This is a genomic window from Bacillus sp. 05T31, assembly GCF_056396725.1.
The window spans coordinates 20,872-40,927 of sequence record NZ_JBFTMA010000064.1 but is presented as its reverse complement, the minus strand read 5'-3'; the positions used below and the strand labels follow the sequence as shown (position 1 = coordinate 40,927).

Below are 20,056 nucleotides of genomic sequence, written 5' to 3'. Positions count from 1 at the left end.
TTTTTCGATGTCAACTAAGTTTTTCAATTTTCTTTTTTGTCGTTTACTGCGTTTCCGCATCAGCGACGTTTATTAATATATCACGCAGTATATATAGGGTCAATACTTTTTCTGAAAAAATTTCACATCCCGTTAAAAAACTAAATTAACTATAGAAAAAAATTACTACTCCTCTTTTATAGACATGCTCCTTCCACCTAATCTCTTTCTGTATTGCATCTTAAAAGAAAACACTACTGTTCTTTAATAAGTGATAAATTTAATCATCACCTTCGTTTCCATAAAATATTCTAAATTKTRTGTTATATTATTWYTATAGGAGYGTGGTGRGAATGRGYATTAAATATTCGAACAAAATYAATAAAATYCGRACCTTTGCATTRAGTTTAGTATTTATCGGCCTCTTCATTGCATACTTAGGTGTCTTTTTTCGCGAAAACATCATTATTATGACAACCTTTATGATGGTTGGTTTTTTAGCTGTCATCGCTAGCACTGTTGTTTACTTTTGGATTGGTATGTTATCTACAAAAACGATACAAATTATTTGTCCAAGCTGCGATAAACCAACAAAAATGCTCGGTCGTGTCGACGCATGTATGCATTGCAATCAACCTTTAACACTTGATCGAAATCTAGAAGGAAAAGAATTTGATGAGAAATATAATAAGAAGAGTTATAAATCATAGGTATATGGAGCTTACAAAACTAAAGAAGTTTCATCTCATTAAAAAGGTGATTTCTTAACTAAGAAATCACCTCTTGTATTTGTTCTTATTAAATTTGATTCTTCACTTAGCATTTTAAATCCTCATGAGTCTAACACGATTCCCATATATAATAAAGAAAGAGGTCGACGTATAGCCGTCAGCCTCTTTCTTTATTATATATTACGCCTTATGACACTCTGGACAAACGCCATAAATTTCTAAGCGATGACTATTAATAACGAAGCCTGTCGTTTTTGCAGCTTCCTCTTCAAGCTGTTCCAAACCTCCATAAGGAAAATCAACAATCTTACCACATTTTTCGCAAATCACATGATAATGTTGACTTGTAACATAATCAAATCTACTTGAAGCATCCCCATAAGTTAATTCCTTTACAAGTCCAACTTCTTTAAACACACGTAAGTTATTATAGACAGTTGCAACACTCATATTTGGAAACTTACCTTCTAATGCTTTATAAATGTCATCCGCTGTTGGGTGCGTCATAGATTCCACAAGGTACTCTAAAATAGCATGACGCTGTGGAGTAATGCGTACACCCGTATTTTTCAGCATTTCTAGCGCTTCTTTTAATTCTTCTTTGACCACCGTCATGCACCCCGATTCTATACGGATTATTATTTTATAATTCTTATAAAGAGTGTACTCTTTTTCTTATAAATCGTCAATATTTCTACTATAAGTATGTGGTTTATTTTCGTATATAGCCTTATTCTTATGTATCTTCCCCCATTCCCTATACATTTACATAGAAAAAAGTGCGACATAATCGCACTTGGAATACTATCATCTGAGGAGGTATGCCCTACACTTTCACTTTATGTATCGCAAGAAAATATGTATAGACGCATGCCTTACATATGTATTTTTTCTCCTCATTAATATAGATTTATTTTATATAAGAAAGAACATCCTCAATATGCCCTTTCACTTTCACTTTACGCCACTCATTTACAAGCTCACCGTCTTTATTAATAAGGAATGTAGAACGCTCAATTCCCATGTACTCTTTTCCGAAGTTCTTTTTCAGCTTCCAAACATCGTACAATTCTGCTACTTTATGATCTTCRTCTACTAAAAGTACAAATGGAAGCTCATGCTTCTCRATGAATTTCATATGTCTATTTGCTGAATCTGGACTTACACCAAGTATAACCGTATCCTTCTCTTGAAATAATCCATATGCATCACGAAAATCACATGCTTCAGTTGTACATCCCGGAGTCATATCTTTCGGATAAAAATATAGGACTACATTTTTACCGCGAAAGTCAGCTAAGCGAATTTGTTCTCCGTTACTTCCTTCTAATGTAAATTCTGGTGCCATTTCTCCTACTGTAATCATTGTTATCACTCCTTCTCTTTTCTTTTACTATATCAAATGCGACCTTATTTTTCATTGTCTATTACAGATCTCATCACAAAGGCAAACGGTAATGTATATCCAATTAGCGCTTCTCCAATTGCAATCCATCTTCCAATTCCAATCGGAGCTATATCACCATATCCAACGGACAATAAAGTAACCGCGCTAAAATATAAACATATTTCAACGAGTTGAAAGGAATGAGCACTTAGCCTATCCCCATCTTCTTTYAAAACYGCAAAACCCATTTCCTCTAGCACAACATAACTTAATCCAAACGCGATCAGTACCGTTGTATAAATTAAAAACAACGTAGCTAAATTGTACAGCGAAAAGAAACGATTGGAATTTGAATATGAACTCCATAATAATTGGACACTTCTCAAAATAGCGATTGCTGCAATTAATAGAATAAATCCCCATAACATGTCCTCCACCTCATTTTATATGTATGAGGACTATAGCTGATTTATCCCTTAGAAACGAACAAGCTTCTATAATTAATTCCCTGCACCACGATATCGTTTAACCCCTTGATTCCAGAGGGTAATTGCAATCGTAAAACAGATAACACCAACGAATGGTGTTGCAAATGCATAGCTATTCCACTCTGTTTTTCTTAAAAAGTATGCTGCTGGATATACCCCAACAAAGGCAAACGGTAAAACAAACGTTAAAACAAAGCGAATAACACGGTTATAAATATCAACAGGGTAGCGTCCATAATTCCCTATGTTATACATAAGCGGCATAATGGAACTTTTCGCATCCGACCAAAAACCAAGACTTGCAAGCGTAACAAATATCCCGCCGTACACAAGTGCCCCTCCCCCTACCATAAGTAGGAATAAGAAGAAATCATACCAGTAAAAAGATAATTGCAGCTCCATTGCTGCATAACCCATCACAATAATCCCCGTAATAGCTCCAATTAAAGATTCAAGTTCCATTCTTTCTAATATAATTTGAAATAAGCTATGAATCGGTCTCGTTAATATACGGTCCATTTCTCCTTTAATAATGTAACGATCATTAAAGTCCCATATATTAAAGAAAGCTGAAAAAATGGCAAACGGTACTAAAAAGAAACCATAAATAAAGATTACTTCTTCTCGGCTCCACCCTTTTAGTGCTTGGGTATGTCCAAACACAACGAGAATGAAGATTAAATTAACAGCTTGTAGTGATAAATCTGAAAGTAATCCGACGATAAAATCGCCACGATACTCCAATTTTGTTTTTATATATTGACTTGCATATTGCAAAAATAATTTTATATATATCATCTCATCATCCCCCTTGTACGATTAGACGTTTTCTCGCCGTTTTCCACATCAGTACAATTGGAATAATAAGTATAATTGCCCAAATCACTTGAAATAATAAAGCTTCATATAACTTACTTCCTTGTATACCTTCAGAGAAAATCATACTTGGAATATAACTAATTGCTTGAAACGGTAAAAACACCATTGCTTTTTGGGCCCATAACGGATAAAAACTAATCGGTAATAATAAACCAGAAAATAAATCGATAACAACACGTTTCGCATACATAATTCCACTATTATTAAATAAGAAGAATGTAAGCATTCCTGTCATTAAATTTATTTGTGTATTAATGATAAAACTAAATATTAAAGATAAGAAGAAATATAACCACGTTTGAAAATTCGTTGTAATTTGTAATGAAAATAATAACGTAACAATAACCATGCCCGGAATCGAAAAGAAAGCAAAACGAAATATCCCTTCTCCAAGCCCTTGCATAACTTTCATACCTAAATAGTTGTACGGACGAATTAGCTCTACCGCCACACGTCCTTCTTGAATTTCCATCGCAATTTCTCTATCTATATTATTGAAATAAAAAGCGCGTGCCATCCATGCGATCGCAATATACGTAGTCATTTGTGAAATAGATAAACTTTCAATATTCTCTTTCCCGCTATAAATTGCTTGCCATAAAAAATAATACGCACCAATGTTAATCGTATAAATTAAAATCCCGCTGTAATAATTTGTACGATAAGCAAGCATCATTAAAAAGCGAATCCGAATCATTTCAATATACTTACCCATGCATAATACCTTCTTCATAAATGTTACGAATAATTTCCTCTGTAGACACTTCGTTAATTTTCAAATCTTTAATTTGAAAGGCTTGTACTACTTTAGAAATCAACATAGAAATGATAACTTCTTCATTCGGTATTTTTGCAACCCATGCGTTTTCTTCTTTCGCTTTTAACCAAACAACATGGCTATCTGGCATAACCATTGATAACTCCTGGTATGAAACTGGGGCAACAAACTGAAAATGTATTTCCTTCTCTACTCCCCACTGCGTACGAAGATTATCTAAAGATCCGTCATACATAATATTCCCTTCATCAAGCATGATGACGCGTTCACATAAAGCTTCAATATCAGTAATATCATGTGTTGTTAATAAAATTGTTGTTTTATAACGTTCATTCATCTCTTTTAAGAATTCTCGTATTTTCAATTTCACAAGAACATCTAGTCCAATTGTTGGCTCATCTAAAAATAATAACGGCGGATTATGAATTAACGCCGCTGCCAATTCACAACGCATTCTTTGACCAAGAGATAATTTCCGTACCGGTTTATCTAACAAAGGACCGATATCTAACGTTTCAATAACATGTTCCATATGTTCCTTATACTGAGCGTCTGATACACCGTACACTTTCTTCAATAAACGAAATGATTCTTGTACAGCAATATCCCACCAAAGCTGGGAACGCTGACCAAACACAACGCCGATTGTTCTTACAAATTCTTCTCTCTGTTTGTGTGGATTCATTCCATTCACTGTAATTTGTCCTGATGTCGGAGTCAAAATCCCTGTAAGCATTTTAATCGTCGTTGATTTACCAGCACCATTCTCACCAATATAACCAACCATTTCACCTTGCTTTACAGTAAAAGAAACATCATTTACTGCTGGTACTATTTTATAATTACGATTTAATAAATCGCGAAATGCACCCTTTAATCCCGGACGACTTGAATAAGCTGTAAACTCTTTACGTAACCCTTGTACCTCAATTACCGATTTCATAATCGGACCCCCTTCCTAAATGTCACAACGAATAGTTTACCCAACTGCTCCTTCTATCACAAACAATACGTCTTTTCAAAAAACATGTTAGAATAATACATAGATTTTTGTAAGGAGATGAATTGTAGTGAATTTCACAAAATCAGAAGCGTTACATAAAGAAGCTTTAGAACATATCGTTGGTGGTGTTAATAGTCCTTCCCGTTCTTTTAAAGCAGTTGGAGGCGGTTCTCCCGTTGCAATGGAACGYGGAAARGGTGCTTATTTCTGGGATGTAGATGGAAATAAATATATCGACTATTTAGCAGCGTACGGCCCTATTATTACTGGACATGCTCACCCACACGTGACAGAAGCAATTAAAACAGCGGCTGAAAACGGCGTACTATACGGTACTCCAACAGCATTAGAAGTAAAATTCGCAAAAATGTTAAAAGAAGCAATGCCCGCTTTAGATAAAGTCCGCTTCGTGAACTCTGGTACAGAATCCGTTATGACAACCATTCGTGTTGCTCGTGCTTACACTGGCCGCACAAAAATTATGAAATTCGCTGGTTGTTACCACGGTCATTCCGATTTAGTACTTGTAGCAGCTGGCTCTGGTCCTTCTACTCTTGGAATTCCTGATTCAGCAGGTGTGCCACAAAGTATCGCTCAAGAAGTTATTACTGTTCCATTTAATAATGTAGAAACTTTAAAAGAAGCGTTAGATAAATGGGGACATGAAGTAGCAGCTATCCTTGTAGAGCCAATCGTTGGAAACTTCGGTATTGTTGAGCCAAAACCTGGCTTCCTTGAAAAAGTTRATGAACTTGTTCACGAAGCTGGTGCACTAGTAATTTATGATGAAGTTATTACTGCTTTCCGCTTTATGTATGGCGGCGCTCAAGACTTACTTGGCGTAACCCCAGATTTAACAGCACTTGGTAAAGTTATCGGCGGTGGACTTCCAATTGGTGCTTACGGTGGTAAGAAAGAAATTATGGAACAAGTTGCACCGCTCGGCCCCGCATACCAAGCTGGTACAATGGCTGGGAACCCTGCTTCTATGGCATCAGGGATTGCCTGCCTAGAAGTACTTCAACAAGAAGGCGTATACGAGAAATTAGATGCACTTGGCGCAACAAATACAATTGAAGATTACGATGCAGCCAAAAATACAGATGGTGAAATGTTCGGTAGATTCTTCAAGCTGATGCTTCAAGAAGGTATTAATTTAGCACCTTCTAAATATGAAGCATGGTTCTTAACGACAGAACATACAAAAGAAGATATTGAATATACAATTGAAGCTGTTGGCAGAGCATTTTGTACCCTAGCGAACAATAAATAATCTCTTCATTACAAAAGGAAAAAAGAAAGCCCATCTTTCTTTTTTCCTTTTTTCTATTTCATAAATCCCTCATTAATAGTATAATTATTCATAATTATCTGTTTTATATTCTTTTATATCCTTACTATCCATGTATACAAGGCAGTTCACGCCTTAAATAGTAAGATTATTCAAAATTCATTTTCCAGAGGGGGGATTGACGGATGCTCAACAAAAAAAATAAATGGACACCGTCTTTATTTCGGAATTATAAAAATGCAGAACACGATGCGTGTGGAATCGTTTCCGTTATGGAAAAACGAAAAATTCCTACAAAAGAAAACATCGATCTTTGTATACAATCGCTAGTCAAAATGAATCATAGAGCTGGTTTCATTAATGGCGAAGGAGATGGTATCGGAATTCATATCGACATGCCAAAAGCACTTTGGAATGAAAAACTGAAAAGTAGCGGATATAATCCAACGATTGTGGATCATCCCCACTTTATCGTTGGACATTTTTTTCTAAACAAAAAAGAAAACATTGCTGAGTTAAAAGATTACATTCGTACGCAACTAAACAATGAAAGCTTTATAATTGTTCTCGAAAATGATGATGTAATAAACTCAGATGCACTCGGTCCTCTTGGTAAACAAGAAGAACCTTTATTTTGGCAAATTGCCCYTATCGCCGAAAGTGAAGTTAAAAATATTGAACAAACATTATTTTCTGTAACAATAAAAATCGAAGAAAATGAAGCAATTCATGTTGCCTCATTAAGTCATGAACATGTTGTATATAAAGTTCTCGGTGCTGGCGATACACTCGTTGCTTATTACAATGATTTACAACACCCACTTATCGCTTCAACTATGACACTAGGACATAATCGCTATTCTACTAATACGTTATCTAATTTTTTTCGTGTACAACCATTTAGCATTCTCGGACATAATGGCGAAATTAACACGATTGCAAAATTACGCGATCAAGCTGAAATGATTAATGTACCACTTACTGCCGGGGGCAGTGATTCCCAAGATTTAAACCGCACCTTAGAAACCCTTCTCGTTCAGTATAACTACAGTTTATTTGAAGCAATGGATATATTATTTCCACCAATTATTAATGAAATAAAACTTTACGAAACAAACTTACAAAACTTATACACTTATATACGTGAGGCTTGGGGGCATTTCGCACAAGGTCCAGCTGGTATTATTTCACGTTATAAAGATGAAGCTGTTTTCAGTGTCGATTCCCTTGGATTACGCCCAGTTTGGAAAGTAGAGACGGAGAGCTCCTATATTTTCTCTTCTGAACCTGGAGTTGTATCACCAACTGAATATGTAGCAGATCCGAAACCACTCGCTCCTGGAGAAAAAGTTGGATTAAAATGGAATCAACAAGATGAGCTCGTTCTCTACGAATACGACAATTATCAAATTGAAGTATATAACCGTTTTAAGAAACGAATCGATGTTACCAATTATCATGTAAACTTATCTATCCCTGAAACGAAAGAAACTGAGGGATTATGTGCTTCGGTTCAAGTTGAAACGAATCAATACGTCGCTTTTGGCTGGGATCGAGAACATATTCAGCTCCTTGAACAAATGGCGACAAAAGGCGTCGAACCAATTCGGTCACTTGGGCATGACTCACCACTTGCCGCACTTGATACAGATAGACGAAATATTGCTGATTTCATTAAGGAAAGTGTAGCCGTTGTTACAAATCCAGCAATCGATCGCGATCGAGAAGTTGAACACTTCTCCACACGTACTGTACTCGGAGAGCGTCCGGGTTTATTAGATAACTCTAAACAACCATTTGTAATCGAGATGCTTTCACCCATTATTTTAGAAGGGAATTTAGCTCAATCTATCGCGGCAGACTTACACACGATTACGTACGAACAACTTATACAGCTATTCATTACTCATAGTTCTGTCTCTACAATTTCTATTACGTTTAGTCCATCAGAAACTTTACAATGCGCATTAAATCGGATTAGTTCTGAAGCGATAGCGRCCGTTGAAAATGGTGCTTCCCTACTATTATTAGATGACGCCAAAGCTCATCAAAATGAACAATTATGGATTGATCCACATCTAGTTACTGCTAAAGTACATCAAGCATTAACTGAAAATAAATTACGCCGGAAATGCTCTCTCGTTATACGTTCCGGTGCCCTTCGCTCCTTACACGATATCGTCACGCTATACGGATTAGGGGCAGATGGTATTAATCCATATTTATTGTTCGCAACGGTAAATGATGAAACAAAAGTACCAATTACTAATTTGTATACCGCACTTAATAAAGGACTAGAGAAAGTAATTTCAACGATTGGAATTCATGAATTACGCGGTTACGGTCGCCTCTTCTCCTCTATTGGATTACATGAGGAAATCGCAAATATATTACAAATTACAAACTTCTGCGGTTCAAATAATTTAGCTTTTTCACTTGAATCACTTGCTGAAGATGCAAAAATTCGAGCTGAGGATTTTAACAATCCAAAAGTTAGAATGMGAAAATCATTTCATATATTCCCGCGGATTTGGAAAGCAATTGGTGATGTTGCAAAAGGAAACYCTTATGATGATTACCGCGAYAAGTTAAGCGAATTAGAAGAAAGTACTCCCATCGCAATTCGGCACCTTGTTCAAACAAAACAAGCACAGCATATAGTTCCGACTGAAGAAGTGTCCATCGGCATTCACAATCATGATTTACCATTTATTATTAGTTCCATGTCATTTGGTTCTCAAAATGAAATTGCCTTCCGTGCATATGCAGAAGCTGCTAATCAACTAAATATGATTAGTTTGAACGGTGAAGGCGGCGAAATTAAAGATATGATTGGTAAATACCCACATACACGCGGACAACAAGTTGCATCTGGCCGATTTGGAGTAAACGCTGAACTACTAAATTCATCAAATTTAATTGAAATAAAAATCGGCCAAGGAGCAAAGCCTGGTGAAGGTGGACATTTGCCTGGYTCAAAAGTGACTGCCAAAATTGCGGAAGCACGTAATGCTAYAATTGGTTCGGATTTAATTTCACCTTCTAACAACCATGATATTTATTCAATTGAAGACTTGGCTCAAATGATTACAGAAATTAAAACGGCTAATCATCTTGCTAAAGTAGCTGTAAAAGTTCCTGTCGTTCCTAACATCGGAACAATTGCTGTCGGTATCGCAAAAGCTGGCGCTGACTTTATTAACATTAGTGGATTTGATGGCGGAACAGGTGCTGCGCGTATTCACGCATTGCAACATGTTGGTCTTCCTGTAGAGATTGGTGTTAAGGCTGCTCACAATGCGTTACTAGAAGCAAATATGAGACATAAAGTAGAGATTTGGGCAGATGGCGGTATTCGAAGTGTAAATGACGCCTTAAAAATCATGCTCCTCGGAGCAAACCGGATCGGATTTGGCACATTATCAATGATTGCAATTGGCTGTACAACTTGCCGTGGTTGTCATCTTGATACGTGCCACGTCGGAATTGCAACACAAATTGAATCTGAAGCTCAAGCGAAAGAACATGGACTGCGCCGTTTCGTTCCACGTGAATTAGAAAGCGCAGTTACAGGGCTATTAAGCCTATTCACTACTTTCGGTACAGAATTGAAACGTTTAACAGGGCAGCTCGGTTACACAAACTTACAAGATATTATCGGACGATCGGATTTATTAGAACAAACTCGAGGCAAGGACTTATTAGACTTACGTAATTTAATACAAACGATAGAAGATTCATCTGTGAAAATAACGGCATCTGTACAAGAAAAACAATTTGAAACAACAAATTCTCTCCAGTCAAAAGAATTAGTAAGCGTCGGCGTAGAGCAACGCGTAATGGGCGGTCTAGAATCCTGTTATCGTATTCGTAGCAAATTATATGAAAACACTCATCTTGAACCACTTACATTAAAGTATACAAACGGATCTGTTCCTGGAAACGGATTAGGCGCGTACAATAGCGAGAACTTATTTATACACGTAAATGGTGGCGCGCAAGATGGAATTGGAAAAACTTCATTTGGCGGTGGCATTTATATAACGAAAGCAAAAGGAACAGATGGAACATATTATAACGGTTCTGTCGGAAAAGGATTTGGATACGGTGCTCAAAAAGGTGCATTATACGTGCAAGGTAACGCTGATGCTCGTGCTGGCATTCGCCTTTCTGGAGCAGATATGATAATTGGAGGCAGAATTACAAAACCACTCCGCGAAAAAGAACAAGGAAATATCGGAGTATATTCTAATATAAAAGGATTTGCTTTTGAATATATGACAAATGGTCGCGCTCTTGTTTTAGGAGATCCTGGTCCATGGATTTGTGCCGGCATGACTGGTGGTGTTGTTTATTTACATCATGAGCCAAACTTAGGTTTAACAGAACACGCTTTAAAAAGAAGAATTGCTAAAGGTGCAAATGTAACATTGCAGCCAATTAGTAAAAATGGTTTGCAAGATGTGAATGAATTATTATTAGACTACATTCGTGTATTAAATGAGCACGAACAATATGAAGAAGTCGCTTTGTTAACACCATTATTAGATGATATCCAGCTTCACTTCTATGAAATTATCCCGAAAAAAGAACAGGCGGATCCATCTATTTCAACTGAATGACATGTACAATATTTATTTTCATAAAAAATTGACGAAGCGAGCATCGCATAGTAATCTAGAATAACAATTTGAAACCTGCTGAAATTCAGCAGGTTTTTTTATTAAAGAATAGATGTTTAAAGAGAATTTKGAGAAATTATAAATTGATTGTAATTTATTTATTAAACTTTTTAACGTCACTAAAATATCACTTGCTAACATATTGTAATGAATGTATAGTATCATGTTGTACATTCATTATGACAAGAGAAAGGATATCAATAAGGGTATGAAACTTGGTGCTCGCATTTTAAAAACGGGTATTGCCATTACATTAGCTTTATTTGCTTGTATTTTACTTCAATTACCGAGTCCTGTATTTGCGGGAATCTCAGCTATCTTTGCTGTTCAACCGTCTGTATACCGCTCGTATTTAACTGCTCTTGAGCAAATTCAAGCAAACGTAATTGGTGCTGTATTCGCTATCGTATTTGCTACTGCTTTTGGACATAATCCTTTTATTATTGGATTAACGTGTATATTAGTAATTGCTCTTACTTTACAATTACGCTTAGAAAAAACAATATCACTCGCTTTAGTAACAGTTATCGCCATTATGGAGTATCAAGGCGAAGATTTCTTTAATTTTGCCTTACTTCGATTCGCGACGATTATGATTGGAATTATTGCGGCTTCGCTTGTAAATTTAGTATTTATGCCGCCAAAATATGAAACAAAACTTTACCATCGCATCGTTGATAATACAGAGGAAATTGTTAAATGGATTCGTATGAACAGTAGGCAAGCTTCTGATTTTACAACGCTAAAAACCGATATTGATCGCATGAAAGAAAAAATGATTAAACTAAATCATTACTATTTGCTGTATAAAGAAGAAAGAAGCTATACGAAAAAAATACAATTCGCGAAAATTCGTAAGCTCGTTTTATTCAGACAAATGTTAGCGACAACAAGCCGCGCTTTAAGCACGTTAAAATCATTACATCGCACCGAAAATGAACTGCGCTATATGCCAGAAGAGTTTCAGGAATCTATTCAAAACGAACTTGATTCATTAACGCATTATCACGAACAAGTGTTATTAAAATTTATTGGTAAAGCAAAGAAACAACAATCCGTTGAGATGCTTGATGAAGTTGAAACCGGTAAACAAGAATTGATTGATATCTTTATGGATTATCAAAATAAAGACGATGAGGAAGCATATAAAATATGGTTACACCTCTTCCCTCTTATTTCTTCAATTATTAACTACAGTGAGGAAGTAGAGCATTTAGATTTACTTGTGGATAGCTTCTACACATACCATAAACCAGAAAGCGAACTCCAAATCGAAGATAAAAAAGAAGACGAATAAAAAAACAGCTCCTTTTACGCTAAAGGAGCTGTTTCTGTTATATGCTGAAGTTGATATAGATTGTAATAAAAYCCCCTCTTTTTCATTAACTCTTCATGAGAACCCTTTTCTTTTATTTCACCATCTTCAACATAAATAATTGTATCAACATGCGTAATCGTCGCTAATCGATGTGCAATAATAATTGTTGTCCGATCTGCAGCTAACGTTTGCAGTGCCTCTTGAATATATCGTTCATTTTCTAAATCTAAAGCGGAAGTTGCTTCATCTAATATAAGTAAAGACGGATTCTTTAGAAAAACCCGTGCGATTGCTACACGCTGTCTTTGTCCACCAGATAATTTCACACCACGTTCCCCAACGACAGTATCATAGCCCTCTGGCAACTCTGTAATAAAATTATGAATTTGTGCAGCTTTGGCAGCTGAAATCACTTCCGCCTCTGTAGCTTTCGGATTACCATATAAAATATTAGCCCCGATTGTATCGCTAAATAATAAATTATCTTGTAGCACAATTCCAATATGACTACGTAAATTTCTCATATTATACTTTCTTACATCTATCCCGTCTATATAAACTGCACCTTCAGAAACATCGTAAAAACGCGGAATTAAACTAGCAAGAGATGACTTTCCTCCTCCACTTGCCCCTACAAGCGCAACCTTCTCTCCCGGGCGCATAGTTAATGACAGATTATGCAATATTTCTTTTTCATCCGCATTATAACGAAAAGAAACATTATCAAATATAACTTCCCCATCTAGCCTTTTCGTTTGCACCGCATTTGGCACATTAACAATATCGTATTTTTCATCCAACAATTCAAACACTCGATCCATCGCATCTACATAAATAGGTAAGATTAATAAAGCAACAAAGGTTAATTTTATATTCATAGAAAACATAACGATAATGGCAATAACAATTGTTGCAGTATCTAACCAGACATTCATAAGACCAGTAATTACAAAGTCCTTCGTTTGTTCTACATCATGGATTACACGTGAAATAAGCTCCCCTGTTTTTGTGTTCGAATAATAACGTAAGCTTAATTTTTGCAAGTGCCCAAAAATGTATTTTCGTAAATCGTATAGTATTGTATTGGCAATGCGCTGCGCGAAATATTGACGATAATATTCTATCGGCGGTCTTACTACTGCAAAAATAAAAAAAGCAATCCCAATTGCGGTTATTAATTGAGACGTTTTTTCTTGAAGCGATCCCGTGCCTTGAATAACATCATCAATAATATACTTTAATAACCATGGCATAATAAGCGGGATACCGAACTTCACAAGACCAATAATAATTGTAATAGCAATAAGCCATCGATATGGTTTAACAAATTGTAAATATCTTTTTATACCTTGCACATAATCCCCCCTCTAATAGGACAAACCTGCCGGGAAATTCCCTGCAGGTTTGTTTTAATTTCTGTACATTAAATATCTTTCGTACCACATATCTACGAAATCCGGTGCGAATGGACCTTTTCTTTGATGAATCCACTGTGTTAAATGTGCTACATTTCGTTTTAAAATTGTATCAATAACAGGTGGATACTGCATGATTTGACTATGCTTTTCATACTCATCTTCATCCAAAAGTGTATATGTCATATCTGGGTACACTTTAATGTCTAAGTCGTAATCAATATACTTTAATGCTTCAGAGTCATATGCAAAAGGAGAACTTAAATTACAATAATAATATACTCCTTCTTCTCTCAGCATTCCAATTACATTAAACCAATAATTAGCATGGAAGTAACAAATCGCAGGTTCGCGAGTAACCCATGTTCGACCATCTGATTCCGTAACTACTGTACGATCATTTGCTCCGATCACAAGGCTCTGCGTCCCTTTTAAAATTGTTGTCTCTTCCCACATTCTATGAATGGAGCCATTATGTTTATAACTATGTATTTGTACCTTTTCTCCTTCTTTGGGAAATCCCATATATGCTCCCTTCTTTCAACCGCAAATGCTTTTCTTAAGTTGTCTTAACTACCCCTTGAACTGCATTCACTTTTTTTCTATTATAACTTTTTTGTCAAAATTTTAAAACTAAAGCGATAGGACACTTGTTATCATGAGGAATATAATGAAGTTTGTATTATTGAATACCACATCACTAACCCTTTTAACGAAGGAACATTTCCTATGAATTAGCAATACGTATTTTAGAAGATTAAACGAAGATATAACAAAAAGAAAAGCCCCCTCACCTCTGTTTAAGAAAGGACTTTTCACCTAAAATCAACAACATATCTCACCCTTAATTTGAAATTATTTTTTCGGTTTCAAAAGATTGAATCACATTATTCGTTTGCTGCTCAAATTTTTCATGCAAAAGTTTTAATGCTATTTCTGTTCTGTATATTTCTTGACGGATAAAATGCAATTCTTTTTTATCGCACGTATCCCTTCCACTCATTTCAATTTGCTGATACTTCTCTAAATGTGATTGTAACTTTAAAAGCTCATCCATCGTTTCCAACTGCTCTCCTACCAACTTATCAAAATCGTTCATCACTTACCCCCTTTTTGATTCATTCGCCAGTTATAATTCCTATTACATATTTTCTAATCGTGAACTTCTTTCTCCTTTGACTATATTTGTTGACTTATTAGAAGTTATGTCGTTCCCTTTATTTTCATTACAGTGACACGCACACAAAGAAAACACTTCTCTCGAATTGGAGAAGTGTTTTTCTTTCATTACTCGTTTGAACTAGAAGATTGTGATTGTTTTGCAGCTGATTGTGCATTTTGTTTTTTCACTGCATGCACATCTGTTTCAGTTGCAAACTCTGTACCATAACTAGCATTTGCACTTTGAGCAGCAGAAGCTTGTGCTTTCTGTGCCTCTGATTGTGCGTTCGCTTGTTTTACTGCTTGTACATTCGTTTCAGTTGCAAACTCTGTACCATAGCTAGCATTTGTACTTTGAATGCTAGCACCAGAAGTTGCCTTATTATAACCTTGTTGTTTTTTACTCATCTTTCTCACCTCCACAATCAATAATGTAACCAATTCACTTAGAAGTTATCCCTAATTTTCTTTTAAAAATTCACGTATATATCTCTTATCACTCATTCAAACTACATATGATGGAGGTGGGAATATGTATACTGGACGTGATATGACTGAGCTAACTATGATTTCCAAAAATGAATGGAAAGAGGATGAATTAGCTTATTTTCATCATTCATTTCAGCAAATTATGCCTTATCTAAATGTAGAGGGACAAACGATTTATAAAGAAGTTGTGAAAGAAATCGAGTCACGGGGCGGATTATAAACGCGTGRATTTTCAACCTCAAAATACAAATTTATTTTCAATATAAAAAACGTGTTCCAAAGTTCTGGAACACGTTTTTATTATTTATCCCGCTATTTGCCGGGCAGTAAGACCCCACCTCAAAATGCAGCGAAAGCAAAGAAGTTAGGTTGGGGTCGGGCTGCCCATAAAAGCCCGATTGGTGAGGGCTAATAATCAGTGAGGGATGAAGAAAACCCCCACTGATTAAAGTTTCACTTTACTGCATTGTAATTTTCTCAACACACTTTTCGTAAATTGTACGATGTGATTTCGAGAAAGGTAACTGTTCAAACGCTTCTTTCGATACAAACTTTAATGTATCCGTTTCGACAATATTACCTGTTACTTTTCCGTAAAATATGAAGATATCCCAAGTACGATGTGTAAAAGTATGTTGTACATTCATCGCGTATTCATCAATAGAAACAGAGAGATCAAAGCTCTCCTTCATATAATCCGTAAGCTGTTGTTTTTGATTACGAATACCTTCACTTAGTTCAATATTCGGGAACTCCCACATATTAGCCAGTAATCMCGTACTTGGGCGTTTATTAATTACGTAACGGCCATCTTCAGTTTGAAGTACTCCCGCAACGAGCGGTACCATTGTAGGTGCTTTCGCTTTACTCTTCACTGGTAGTTCTTTTTGAACACCTTCAGCATACCCTCTGCAATGTTCACGTACAGGACAAAGTAAACAAGATGGATTTTTCGGTATACAAATTAATGCCCCTAATTCCATCAAACCTTGGTTAAAATAAGATGGATTTTCTATAGAAATAATTTCACGCACAATCTCTTCAAAAACTTTTCTCGTTTTCGGTTTTGCAATATCATCCCACACTGATAAAATACGAGATAATACGCGCATAACATTTCCATCAACCGCTGGCTCTGGTATGCCATATGCAATACTTAAAATGGCACCTTTTGTATATGGTCCCACTCCTTTTAATTTTTCAATTTTCTTTACATCGCTCGGTACTGTCCCGCCGTATACTTCTTTTACCTCTTTTACTGCAGCATGTAAATTTCGTGCTCTAGAATAATAACCTAAGCCTTCCCATGCTTTTAATACTTCTTCATCATCGGCAGTTGCTAGCGCTTCAAGCGTAGGAAACTTCCCCATAAAATTTGCGTAATATGGTTTTACAGCCTCTACCCTTGTTTGCTGTAACATAATTTCTGAAACCCAAACACGGTATGGATCTTTATTTTTTCGCCACGGTAAATCACGTTGTTCTTTTTCAAACCAACCAATTAAATCATTTTGAAACTGTTCTATGTTAAACTCATTTAATATTTCAAGTGTCAAACTTGATCCCCCTCATTTTTTTGCATATACGTACTATTATAAAGATTTTAGGAAAAAATTTAAGTAAGATGACATAGGAAATAGAAGGCAAAGGACTTGAGGTATCGAATAAAAAGAGTTACATTAATAAAAAACGGAGGTGGATTTCTATGGACACAGCCACTCACCTTGTTATGGGCGTTACTCTAGGCAGTTTGGCAACATTAGATCCAGCTATAGCACAAAGTGATATTGGGCCACAAGCAGTRATGCTTGCAACAATTGCCGGTTCCAATATTCCTGACATCGATACAGTTTTAAAATTGCGTAATAACGCTAAATATATAAGAAATCATCGCGGGATTACTCATTCCATCCCTGCAGTGATCCTTTGGTCACTCCTTATAAGTGGCATCTCTTTCGCCTTCTTTTCAGACGCTCCCTATCTGCATCTRCTACTTTGGTCATTTATTGCCGTCTTTCTTCATGTCTTTGTGGATATTTTCAATGCCTATGGTACACAGGCATTAAGGCCCTTCACAAAAAAATGGGTAGCGCTCGGCATAATTAATACGTTTGATACTGTCATTTTCTTTATCCATATACTTGCTATCGCCTGTATGCTTGTCGGAGCACATAAAGGCTATACTGCTTTAGCAGCGTATATATTAATGTTTGTTTACTATATCGGCCGCATTATGATGCATCGAAATATTAAAAGTGTAGTATACAAACGTTTCAAAAATGTAGAGAAAGTAATTATTTCTCCTTCTTACAAATTTTACCATTATCATTTAGCCGTCGTTACAACTGAACATTACTACGTAGCAAGATGGCACCGCGGTAACATCCTTGTATAYGAYAAATTYRATCGCGTACCGTTCCCGAATACCGCCATTATGCAAGCYGYTGTGCGAGATGAAAATATATCTGCTTTCTTATCTTTCTCGCCTGTATATCGCTGGGATATTTTCAATTATGATAACTATTATGAAGTTCGATTTATTGATTTGCGGTATCGAAGTAAAGATTATTATCCATTCGTCGCAATCGTTCAGCTCGATCAAAATTTAAATATTATTAGTTCATATACAGGATGGATTTTCAGCGAAGAGAAACTTCGAAAGAAACTGGAATTGCTTCCACATTAAAAAAAGCGACCTACGTCGCTTTTTTTAATGTTTCAAATGATCTTCTTGATTGATTAAATGACTATACTTCGGATTATTTGTACGCATTTCATGAAGGCGCCCTCCATGATTATTAACCCATGTTCGTACCACTTGTTCAGTCATTTCCTCACCTTGGTAACGACCTGATTTAGCATAAGTTGTTCGGAAGTCTTCCCACAGTAATTCAACCCATGCACGAGCTTGTGCGTAAGAAAGGTTGTCATTTTTATCTAATAATTCTTTCGTTAATGTTTCATAAATATCATTCATGTTCTATTCTCCTTTTACCTATTTATTCCCTTAATTTCTAAAGGATAGTTTCTTCTATTTTGCACATTCTATAAGTGATACTTCTTAAAGGGGTATCGACTGATAATGAGGGGGCGTTCTTAATGGGTAGACAAGCCGAATTTTGGTCTGAGTCAAAAAACAACAGCAAAATCGACGGTCAACCGAAAGCGAAATCACGCTTCGCTTCGAAACGACCTAACGGCACAATTAACACGCACCCACAAGAGCGTATGCGTGCTGCAAATCAGCAGGAAGAGTAGTACAAATTAAATTCCTACACGAGGTGATAAAGATGAGCTACCGTGACCATTTAGATCGTCGTTCTGAATTATTTAACCATACGTGGACTCGTCCAAAACATGCGAAGGCGCAAGTTAACGGACAGACGCAACAAATATGGAATTTATTTATATCTATCATATAAGCACGAGCCATAGCCATTTTTCTCATTAATACATCGAATTCATTTACAATTCCAAGTTGCTCAGCCTTTACTGCTTGCTCCTTCAAAACCCCAATTTCTTCCCTTAGCTCATGTGGTGTCATTTCACTGTAGCGTTTTGGCGTACCCATCTTATTTCCTCATCCCTCTTCACGTTTCATTTGTAAAAATATATCTATCTCATCAATAGAGAATCCTTTTCGATATAACGCTTGCTTCACCTTATTTTCGAATGTCCAACCATCATACTTCTTATATTTCTCATAATATTTATTCCCATGATAGTGTAACGCTTCTTCTTGCTGTTCGTCATCTTTTTCGTCTTTCAATTCTTCCAAGCAAATTTGAATCACATCTCTAGAATATCCTTTACGAACAAGCATTTCATCTAACTTTAGCTTCATTTGTAAAAATGAATGCTTTTGATAAGATTTTTTCTTCTTTTCTATAAGAAACAAAGCATTCTCCATTTGCTTCTCCTTTGGATACTCTTGTAAACTATGTGTAATGATTAAATCCTGAACACCTTTACTTAATAGCCCTCTCCTAATAACAGTTGGACCTTTTTGATTCACATTACTTTGCGTTCGCACGTATGAAATAGCGTACTCTTTATCATTAATATATCGATCATGTAATAATTTCGAAATGACTTCAGAGATGATGGCCTGTCCCACTTCTTTTTTTCGTAAGAAATCTTCTATTTCTTGTTTTGTTCTCATTTGATAGGATAAATAGGAAATCGCTTGTAAATATGCTTTTTGTACCTCTTCATTGTACAAAATATTCCCTAACGCTACTTCATCAATTTCTAAACCTTTTTGTAACCCATGTTTCATTAAGATTGATTGATTCACACTAAACCCGTACTCTTCACCTTGACCTTTATCAATATAAATATTAAATCGTTCTTTCGATCGTTTTTGCACTTCTATTTTTGTAATGACAGTCATACTCTCACCTCTCTATTATTTTAACATAGTCAAGGAACGTTTTTGCTTTTCAAGAATATATA

The 20,056-nt window shown here is 35.9% G+C and carries 21 protein-coding genes and 1 pseudogene; 8 read left to right on the top strand and 14 right to left on the bottom strand.

Translation table 11 applies throughout. The features are described 5' to 3' along the window. The first annotated feature begins 332 nt into the window (after positions 1–332). The gene (locus AC1DJR_RS06710; protein ID WP_477002259.1) at positions 333–689 is read left to right on the top strand and encodes a YgzB family protein; all 357 of its coding nucleotides are present in this window, start codon (positions 333–335) and stop codon (positions 687–689) included. A 201-nt stretch (positions 690–890) separates the two neighbouring features. On the opposite strand, the gene perR is transcribed toward AC1DJR_RS06710, so the two are convergent. From perR to AC1DJR_RS06680, 6 genes are all read right to left on the bottom strand, one after another. Further along, positions 891–1,319 carry a peroxide-responsive transcriptional repressor PerR gene (perR, locus tag AC1DJR_RS06705; protein WP_000237831.1) on the bottom strand — a complete coding sequence of 143 codons (429 nt, stop codon included), beginning with the start codon at positions 1,317–1,319 and terminating at the stop codon, positions 891–893. 301 nt (positions 1,320–1,620) lie between these two features. Further along, positions 1,621–2,076, bottom strand: a complete 456-nt coding sequence (gene bcp, locus AC1DJR_RS06700) for a thioredoxin-dependent thiol peroxidase (RefSeq protein WP_002029647.1) — start codon at positions 2,074–2,076, stop codon at positions 1,621–1,623. A 44-nt stretch (positions 2,077–2,120) separates the two neighbouring features. Further along, entirely contained in the window at positions 2,121–2,525 is a 405-nt protein-coding gene (locus tag AC1DJR_RS06695) for a potassium channel family protein (protein ID WP_002125072.1), read from the bottom strand. A 72-nt stretch (positions 2,526–2,597) separates the two neighbouring features. Beyond that, on the bottom strand, positions 2,598–3,383 hold the full coding sequence (locus tag AC1DJR_RS06690) for an ABC transporter permease (protein ID WP_429686962.1): 786 nt from the start codon (positions 3,381–3,383) through the stop codon (positions 2,598–2,600). A gap of 4 nt (positions 3,384–3,387) precedes the next feature. Beyond that, positions 3,388–4,179, bottom strand: a complete 792-nt coding sequence (locus tag AC1DJR_RS06685; RefSeq protein WP_000521522.1) for an ABC transporter permease — start codon at positions 4,177–4,179, stop codon at positions 3,388–3,390. Continuing rightward, positions 4,172–5,185: an ABC transporter ATP-binding protein gene (locus tag AC1DJR_RS06680; protein ID WP_002010347.1), complete on the bottom strand. Its 1,014-nt coding sequence runs from the start codon at positions 5,183–5,185 to the stop codon at positions 4,172–4,174. Before AC1DJR_RS06680 ends, AC1DJR_RS06685 begins: the two co-directional genes overlap by 8 nt. Before the next feature lie 127 nt (positions 5,186–5,312). On the opposite strand from AC1DJR_RS06680, the gene AC1DJR_RS06675 reads away from it, so the two are divergent. The 3 genes from AC1DJR_RS06675 to AC1DJR_RS06665 all read left to right on the top strand — a co-directional run bounded on the left by AC1DJR_RS06675 (position 5,313) and on the right by AC1DJR_RS06665 (position 12,515). Next, entirely contained in the window at positions 5,313–6,518 is a 1,206-nt protein-coding gene (locus AC1DJR_RS06675) for a glutamate-1-semialdehyde 2,1-aminomutase (RefSeq protein WP_477002258.1), read from the top strand. 203 nt (positions 6,519–6,721) lie between these two features. Beyond that, entirely contained in the window at positions 6,722–11,158 is a 4,437-nt protein-coding gene (locus AC1DJR_RS06670; protein WP_477002257.1) for a glutamate synthase-related protein, read from the top strand. Positions 11,159–11,426: 268 nt separating this feature from the next. Beyond that, positions 11,427–12,515, top strand: coding sequence for an aromatic acid exporter family protein (locus AC1DJR_RS06665; RefSeq protein ID WP_002063696.1), 1,089 nt, complete (start codon positions 11,427–11,429; stop codon positions 12,513–12,515). A gap of 14 nt (positions 12,516–12,529) precedes the next feature. Here AC1DJR_RS06665 and AC1DJR_RS06660 read toward each other — a convergent pair whose 3' ends face one another. From AC1DJR_RS06660 to AC1DJR_RS06645, 4 genes are all read right to left on the bottom strand, one after another. After that, positions 12,530–13,891, bottom strand: a complete 1,362-nt coding sequence (locus tag AC1DJR_RS06660) for an ABC transporter ATP-binding protein (protein ID WP_477002256.1) — start codon at positions 13,889–13,891, stop codon at positions 12,530–12,532. A 54-nt stretch (positions 13,892–13,945) separates the two neighbouring features. Further along, on the bottom strand, positions 13,946–14,476 hold the full coding sequence (gene ntdP / locus AC1DJR_RS06655) for a nucleoside tri-diphosphate phosphatase (protein ID WP_000506630.1): 531 nt from the start codon (positions 14,474–14,476) through the stop codon (positions 13,946–13,948). A 319-nt stretch (positions 14,477–14,795) separates the two neighbouring features. After that, the gene (locus tag AC1DJR_RS06650) at positions 14,796–15,050 is read right to left on the bottom strand and encodes a YgaB family protein (protein WP_002010338.1); all 255 of its coding nucleotides are present in this window, start codon (positions 15,048–15,050) and stop codon (positions 14,796–14,798) included. A gap of 188 nt (positions 15,051–15,238) precedes the next feature. Further along, positions 15,239–15,520, bottom strand: a complete 282-nt coding sequence (locus tag AC1DJR_RS06645; protein ID WP_002125062.1) for a gamma-type small acid-soluble spore protein — start codon at positions 15,518–15,520, stop codon at positions 15,239–15,241. A 124-nt stretch (positions 15,521–15,644) separates the two neighbouring features. Between AC1DJR_RS06645 and AC1DJR_RS06640 the strand changes: the two genes are divergently transcribed. Further along, entirely contained in the window at positions 15,645–15,821 is a 177-nt protein-coding gene (locus AC1DJR_RS06640) for a hypothetical protein (RefSeq protein WP_002091123.1), read from the top strand. Between the two features lie 238 nt (positions 15,822–16,059). Here the strand turns inward: AC1DJR_RS06640 and mutY are convergent, their stop codons facing one another. Next, the gene (gene mutY, locus AC1DJR_RS06635; RefSeq protein WP_477002255.1) at positions 16,060–17,157 is read right to left on the bottom strand and encodes an A/G-specific adenine glycosylase; all 1,098 of its coding nucleotides are present in this window, start codon (positions 17,155–17,157) and stop codon (positions 16,060–16,062) included. A 149-nt stretch (positions 17,158–17,306) separates the two neighbouring features. On the opposite strand from mutY, the gene AC1DJR_RS06630 reads away from it, so the two are divergent. Beyond that, a complete protein-coding gene (locus AC1DJR_RS06630) occupies positions 17,307–18,287 on the top strand; it encodes a metal-dependent hydrolase (RefSeq protein ID WP_477002254.1) in 981 nt (326 codons plus the stop codon). A 24-nt stretch (positions 18,288–18,311) separates the two neighbouring features. On the opposite strand, the gene AC1DJR_RS06625 is transcribed toward AC1DJR_RS06630, so the two are convergent. Next, on the bottom strand, positions 18,312–18,578 hold the full coding sequence (locus tag AC1DJR_RS06625) for a YfhJ family protein (RefSeq protein WP_002010328.1): 267 nt from the start codon (positions 18,576–18,578) through the stop codon (positions 18,312–18,314). A 122-nt stretch (positions 18,579–18,700) separates the two neighbouring features. Between AC1DJR_RS06625 and AC1DJR_RS06620 the strand changes: the two genes are divergently transcribed. Both AC1DJR_RS06620 and AC1DJR_RS06615 read left to right on the top strand, forming a co-directional pair. After that, positions 18,701–18,859, top strand: coding sequence for a small, acid-soluble spore protein K (locus AC1DJR_RS06620; RefSeq protein WP_002010326.1), 159 nt, complete (start codon positions 18,701–18,703; stop codon positions 18,857–18,859). A 32-nt stretch (positions 18,860–18,891) separates the two neighbouring features. Next, complete coding sequence (locus AC1DJR_RS06615; protein ID WP_477002253.1) at positions 18,892–19,023, top strand: YpzG family protein; 132 nt, start codon at positions 18,892–18,894, stop codon at positions 19,021–19,023. On the opposite strand, the pseudogene AC1DJR_RS06610 reads toward AC1DJR_RS06615, so the two are convergent. After that, positions 18,993–19,172 (bottom strand): annotated as a pseudogene (locus AC1DJR_RS06610) (DUF1811 family protein); the annotation flags it as partial. The gene AC1DJR_RS06615 and the pseudogene AC1DJR_RS06610 sit on opposite strands and share 31 nt — an antisense overlap. A 9-nt stretch (positions 19,173–19,181) precedes the next feature. Next, positions 19,182–19,994, bottom strand: coding sequence for a recombination regulator RecX (gene recX / locus AC1DJR_RS06605; RefSeq protein WP_429686965.1), 813 nt, complete (start codon positions 19,992–19,994; stop codon positions 19,182–19,184). Positions 19,995–20,056: the final 62 nt, after the last annotated feature.